Origin of the sequence: Novosphingobium sp. (assembly GCF_040398825.1) — a bacterium.
In the GTDB taxonomy this organism is placed as follows: Bacteria; Pseudomonadota; Alphaproteobacteria; order Sphingomonadales; family Sphingomonadaceae; genus Novosphingobium.
Map to the genome: position 1 here is coordinate 44,006 of NZ_JBBATI010000032.1, position 6,616 is coordinate 50,621.

Here is a 6,616-nt window from a genome sequence, read left to right on the forward strand (position 1 = left end):
CCGCGCGACGGATGAACTGTAGCTTTTCCAATGCTTTGGGCCAGCGTTAGCGCGTGTCTTTAGCTTCGCTGGCCTACGGCTCGACGGGCTCAGGACGAGCGGGTGTTGTTTGGGTTTCGGAGCAAGCGCGGCGTTACCCCGCGTGCGCCAGGCCAAGGTGGCGCAAGTACCATTTCTGAAAGGTTTCCAGCCCGCGTTCCTGCTGCGAATAGCGGCCGGGGGTGTAGCGGTGTGACAGGATGCCGGTCTGGTTGTCCTCGGTAATGGTCTTGTCCTGCAGCGTGGTGCGGTCCCAGCCCCAGACCATTTTTTCGACATCATAGTTTTCGGCCTGGCCATCGACCAGCCACAGGATGTCGACATCGGTGGTCATCGCCGTGCGCGGGGTAAAGCGGAACATCATCGCGAAATCGTTGTCGGCGACGATGTGGCTCATCGGGCTGAACGCCAGGTGCATGCGGCCAAAATCCCAGTCCTGGCGCTTGCCCATCAGGGTGGAGGCGGGTTGGCCGTCCTCGGTTTCGCTGATGTAACCTTCGCGCATGGTGCGCTGCATCAGCAGGCGCAGATGCGTGGTTTCCGGGCCGTCATCGACATTGCCCAGCGGGCGCCCCATGGCGGCGGCCTTTTCCTCCCACGCGGCCAGTACCGGGCCATAGCTGGCCATCGCTTCGTTAGGGCCGGAACTGGGCCCGGCGCCCACCGCCAGCAGTGCGTCGGCCGGGTGCATCGAACAGAATTCGGGATGGGCCGGCTGGCAGTGATAGCATTCGAGGAAATTTTCGACGACCAGCTTCCAGTTGGCGGCGGTCGGATAGTGGCCGATATGCGCGACTTTGGCATTGGCAAAGCCGTGGTAATCCAGGATCGCGTCAAATTCGCCGAACGTGGCATCAAAATCGTCGGGCGCGTCTTCGCTCAGGTTGATGAAGATCAGCCCGTGATAAACCCGGCTGTGACAGGCGATCAGGCCGTTGTCGGCCTTGTTGAAATCGTCGGGCATCAGCCGTGCCGAGATCAGCGCGCCATCCAGCCCATAGGTCCAGGCATGATAGGGGCACACCAGTTTGCGCGCGTTGCCGCTTTGCGCCGAACACAATGTCGATCCGCGATGGCGGCAGAGGTTGTAGAACGCGCCCACTTCGCCCGCGGTATCGCGGATCAGGATGATCTGTTCCTGCCCGACATGGAACAGCACGTAATCGCCCACGTTGGGGATTTGTGACGCGTGCCCCGCCATGATCCATTTGCGCGACACGATTTCGCGCATGTCGTCGGCGAAAATCGCATCGCTGGTATAGAACTGGCGCGGCAGGCTGTAACCTTCGCGCAGGCCGGCGGCGAGAGTTGCGGTGGTGTCGGTCATCAGCATTTGATCCTTGCGCCAGCGGGGTCGAACAGCGGTTTGAGCGAGGCGAGCGCGGGATAGCGCACGCCGGCAATTTCGATTTCATAATCATCGGCGCCAATCGCGCCGACCACACCGCCATCGGGCGCCGTGACATAGCCCAGCGCGCAGGCGCCGCCCAACCCATGCGCGTACATGCCCGAACGGACATAGCCGGCGATGCGGTCACCCTGCCAGATCGGTTCGTTGTGATAGAGCATGGGTGCGGGATCGCGCAGCAGGAATTGCACCAGCCGCTGGCGCAGGCCGTCCTGCTTTTGGCGCTGCAATGCCGCCTGGCCGATAAAGCCGCCAGGCTTGTCCAGCTTCACCGCAAAGCCCAGCCCGGCTTCCAGCGGGGTGTCTTCATCGGTGATGTCATGGCCCCAGTGGCGATAGCCCTTTTCCATCCGCAGCGCATTCAGCGCGTGATAGCCGCAATGGGTAAGGCCAAACGCCGCGCCATGGGCGACAATCTCGTCATAGACCCCGGCCATGAATTCGGTCGGGATATACAATTCCCAGCCCAGTTCGCCCACATAAGTAATGCGGCTGGCGCGCACGAGCGCATAGCCAAGCTCGATCGTACGGCTGGTGCCAAAGGCAAAGCCCGCGTCCGACAGGTCATCGGGGCTGAGCGCCTGCAACAGATCGCGCGCGCGCGGGCCCATGATCGAAATCACGCCCATCGCCGATGTCACGTTGGTCAGCACCGCGTGGGCGTCAGCGGGAATATGGCTTTTCAGCCAGGTGAAATCCTTGATCTCGGTTTCGGCGCCGGTGACGATCAGGAAGGTGGTGGCATCCAGCCGGGTGACGGTCAGATCGGCCTCGATCCCGCCCTTGTCGTTCAGCCACTGGGTATAGACCAGCTTGCCGCAAGCAACATCGACATCGTTGGCGCAGACCCGGTTGAGCACGGCGCAGGCGTCGCGGCCTTCCAGCCGGAACTTGCCGAACGACGATTGGTCAAACAGCCCGACCGTTTCACGCACCGCGCGGCATTCGGCGGCGCAATGGTCGAACCAGTTCTGACGGCCGAACGAATAGCGATATGCGGGCGTGGTGCCCGGTTCGCCATACCAGTTGGCGCGTTCCCAGCCATAGGCCTCACCAAAACAGGCGCCGGCCGCGGCCAGCCGGTCGTGCAGCGCCGATTTGCGCACGCCGCGCGCGGTTTCAAATTGTTTGAACGGGTAATGCGTGGCGTAAAGCAGCCCCAGGCTTTCGGTCACGCGTTCGCGCAAGTATTTGCGGTTGATCTGGAACGGCATGTTGCGGCGGACATCGACCGTCCACAGATCGGCGGGCGGGATGCCGTCACGAATCCATTCGGCCATGACTTTGCCCACCCCGCCGGCCGATTGCAGCCCGATCGAATTGAGCCCGGCGGCCACAAAGCAGCCCTTCAGCTCTGCGCTTTCGCCCAGGTGATAGCGCACATCGGGGGTAAAGCTTTCCGGACCGCAGAAAAACTTCTGGATGCCGGCCGATTCCAGCGCTGGCACACGGCGCATGGCGTCGATCAGCATCGGTTCGAAATGGTCGAAACTGCCGGCGATTTCGTCAAAGCAGAAATCTTCGGGGATGCCGTCCATGCCCCAGGGGCGGGCGTGCGGTTCAAACGCGCCGACCAGCAATTTGCCCGCATCGTGCTTGAAATAGCCGCAATGGTCATAATCGCGGATCACCGGCAGCGACGCATCCAGCCCGGCAACGCCTTCGAACAGCACGTAATAATGTTCGCAGGCATGCAACGGCACGGTCACGCCGATGCTGGCGGCCAGATCGCGCGTCCACATGCCCCCGGCGAGCACGACATAATCGGCCGCGATCCCCCCGTCATCGGTGTCCACGCCGGTTACGCGGGTGCCATCGTGGCGAATGGCGGTGACCTTGGTGTTTTCAAAGATGCGTGCGCCGCGGTTGCGCGCGCCCTTGGCCAATGCCTGCGTGATGTCGACCGCATTGGCATAACCATCGCTGGGGATGTGAATGCCGCCGACAATATCGTCGACGTTGACGATCGGCGCCAGCGCCTTGATTTCTTCGGGTGTGATGACATGCACCGGCAGGTCGAACACTTTGGCCATCGATGCGCTGCGTTTCAGCTCTTCAAAGCGTTCGGCATGGGTCGCCATCGAAATCGAACCGCACTGGCGATAGCCGGTGGCCTGCCCGGTCTCCGCCTCCAGCCCGCGGTACAATTCGCCGGTATATTTGGCGAGCTTGGTCATGTTGATGCTGGGGCGCAGTTGTCCGACCAGCCCGGCAGCATGCCAGGTGGTGCCGCTGGTCAGCTGTTTGCGTTCCAGCAGCACGACATCGTCCCAGCCGATCTGCGTCAGGTGATAGGCGATCGAACAGCCGATGACGCCGCCACCGACGATGACCACGCGGGCCTTTTGGGGAAGATCGGCCATGGATCAGGCTTTCATCAGCGCGTTGTCGGGGTCATAGGCGGGGGTGGCCAGCACCACGGCCGCACACCGTTCGCCCTGCAGGATGATGTCGAACTGCGCACCCGGCACGGCATGGTCATGTGGCACGCAGGCAAAGAACAGGCTTTTGCCGGTGCGATGCCCATATCCGCCCGATGTCGTCAGGCCGATGCAGGTTTCGCCCACCATGCACGGTTCGGCGCCGCGCGCATCAACATTGGTGGCTGCGACTTCGCCATAGACGATGCGGAACCGGTCGGGCGCGGCCAGCGTGGCGGCCTTGCCCACGAAATCGTCCTTTTTCAGCGCCAGAAAGCGGCGCATGTCCGCCTCGATCATGGTCAGTTCGTTGGTCAGTTCCGAACCCCAGCCTTTGTAGGCCTTTTCCATGCGCATGCCGTTCACGGCATAAAGCCCGTAATTGGCGATCCCCAGCGGCTGGCCGGCGGTCCACAGCGCATCATACAGCGCAGGCAGGTCGGCCATGGCCGGGTGCAGTTCCCAGCCCAGTTCACCGACATAGGACACCCGCAGTGCGCGCAACGTGACCCCGGCGACGGTAATTTCGCGCCCGCTCAGGTAGCGGAAAGCGTCATTGCCCAGATCGGCATCGGTCAGGGGGCTGAGCAGCGCGCGCGACAACGGACCATTGACCACCAGCACGCCGCGCGCATCGGTGACATTGGTGATCGTCACCTGTTCGTGCGGCAATACGGCCTGGACCATCTGGTCCCAATCGCGCTGTTCGGCGGCGGCGGCCGACAGGCAATAGAAATGGTCGTCGGCCAGGCGCGTGACGGTCATTTCGCCATGGATGCGCCCGCCGCGTGACAGCAGGTGGACCAGCCCGATCCCGCCGGCGCGGGTGGGCATGCGGTTGGCGCACACGCGGTTGAGAAAGCTTTCCGCATCGGGCCCGGTTACATCGTATTTGGCAAAACCGCTCAGGTCGAGCAGGCCGACGCGCGTCGCCACGGCGCGCGATTCGGCGGCCACCACGTCGAACACATTGGTGCGGTGATAGCCGCCCTCTTCAACGCGGCCGTCGGTCGAAAACCACTTGGGCCGTTCCCAGCCATAGGTTTCGCCATAGACTGCGCCGGCGGCGGCCAGCCGGTCATACAACGGGCTGGTGCGGCTGGGGCGCCCGTCGGGCTCTTCCTCACCCGGCAGGCGGGTGGTGAAGGTCATGCGGTAATCGAGGAACACTTTGGCGCGGGAATAGGCTTCGTCAGCAAAGCTACCATAACGGCGCGGGTCGAATTCGGTCATGTTGATGTCGCTGTCGCCGTGCAGCATCCACTGCGCCAGATATTTGCCCGCGCCACCGCCCTGCGCGATGCCGAACGACGTGCCGCAGCAATGCCAGAAATTGGTGAGGCCGGCGGCCGGCCCCAGCAGCGGGCCGCCATCGGGGGTATGCGGGATGGCGCCATTGATCACGCTGCGGATGCCCACTTCGCCAAACACCGGCATGCGTTCGATTGCGCGTTCCAGCCACGGGGCGATACGATCCAGATCACCCTGAAACAGCTCGCTGGTCGATTCCCAGCGCGGCTGCCCGCCCGGCGCCCAGGCCTCTGCCAGATCGACATTTTCGTAAATGCCGATCAGCCCGCTTTTCTGTTCCTGCCGGAAATAGCCCGAGACCCACGGGCAGCGCATCACCGGGATTTCGCCGCCGCGTTCCTTGAACGCGGGGATCGGGTCGGTGACGATATAGTGGTGTTCCATATTGGTGACCGGAATGTCGATCCCGGCCATCTGCGCCACCGCCCGGGCATAACAGCCGGCGGCGTTGACCACCGTGCCGGCGCGCACCGTGCCCAATTCGGTTTCGACATCCCATTCGCCCGATGGCAGCTGGGTCAGCGCGGTCACGCGGTTCTTGCGCTGGATCGTCGCGCCCATCGCCTTGGCACCGATCGCCAGCGCGTTGCAGATGCCCGAAGGATCGGCATGGCCGTCGTCGGTGGTATAACCGCCGGCGATCACGCCATCGGTGGTGACGAAGGGGTTGATCCGGCGGATTTCTTCGGGGCTGATGATGTCCATCCCGAAACCGATGATTTTGGCATAACCCTGGATCTGGCGCAGCCACGCCAGTTCGCGTTCGTTGGTGGCAAAGCGTATGCCGCCGGATTTGTGCCAGCTGACATAATGCCCGGTCAGGCCCTCCAGCCGGGGATAGAGATCGTTGCTGTAGGCATGCATCTTGGCCAGGTTGAAACTGCCGGTCACGCTGGGGCACTGGCCCGCGGCATGCCAGGTGGAGCCCGAGGTCAATTCGTCTTTTTCGATCAGCAGCGTATCGGTACAGCCCAGTTCCGCCAGATGGTAGAGCAGGCTGGCGCCCATGATACCGCCGCCAATGATGACGATTTGCGCGTTCGTTTTCATCCGTTCCCCGGTATTGCATGGCGGTGGGCGGGCCATCCGAGCAGCCCTTGTGCGCCGCGCCGGTGGTACACCGCCATCGTGCCGGTGATAAGGCCGGGCAGGGCCGCACGACAATTCAGTTATTGTGCCGCTTTGCCAAAAAGAATTGTGGTCTTGTGCCGTGCGCGGCGGTGGCCCGGAGCGCGTGTCGCGGATGATGCCATAGGCGCTGCCAATAGCGTTTCGTCGCCCTGGGCTTGACCCGGGGTCCCGCTTCTTTCGAAGTGGAATCGAGCAAAAATGTGGCGCGCAACGGCGATACATGCCCGTTTTGCAGATCGCCGCACGCAGAACAGCGGGACCCCGGGTCACGCTGTACAGACCGGAGTCAAGGCGAACACATGTACGG

Annotated in this window: 3 protein-coding genes; all 3 read right to left on the reverse strand. The window is 63.0% G+C overall.

Annotated features, from left to right (window positions below; translation table 11 throughout):
• Window positions 1-133: 133 nt before the first annotated feature.
• From ABWP89_RS14645 to ABWP89_RS14655, 3 genes are read right to left on the reverse strand one after another with little or no spacing between them, the layout of a single operon-like run.
• Window positions 134-1,366, reverse strand: coding sequence for an aromatic ring-hydroxylating oxygenase subunit alpha (locus tag ABWP89_RS14645; protein WP_353230197.1), 1,233 nt, complete (start codon window positions 1,364-1,366; stop codon window positions 134-136).
• Window positions 1,366-3,810 (reverse strand): GcvT family protein, encoded by a 2,445-nt coding sequence (locus ABWP89_RS14650; protein WP_353230198.1) that lies wholly within the window; start codon window positions 3,808-3,810, stop codon window positions 1,366-1,368. The genes ABWP89_RS14645 and ABWP89_RS14650 overlap by 1 nt, the downstream gene beginning before the upstream one ends.
• Window positions 3,811-3,813: 3 nt before the next feature.
• Window positions 3,814-6,228, reverse strand: coding sequence for an FAD-dependent oxidoreductase (locus tag ABWP89_RS14655; protein ID WP_353230199.1), 2,415 nt, complete (start codon window positions 6,226-6,228; stop codon window positions 3,814-3,816).
• Between the last annotated feature and the right edge of the window lie 388 nt (window positions 6,229-6,616).

Coding starts and splice junctions, on each gene's coding strand:
- ABWP89_RS14645 (WP_353230197.1), bottom strand. CDS start 1,366: ATGACCGACACCACCGCAACTCTCGCCGCCGGCCTGCGCGAAGGTTAC.
- ABWP89_RS14650 (WP_353230198.1), bottom strand. CDS start 3,810: ATGGCCGATCTTCCCCAAAAGGCCCGCGTGGTCATCGTCGGTGGCGGC.
- ABWP89_RS14655 (WP_353230199.1), bottom strand. CDS start 6,228: ATGAAAACGAACGCGCAAATCGTCATCATTGGCGGCGGTATCATGGGC.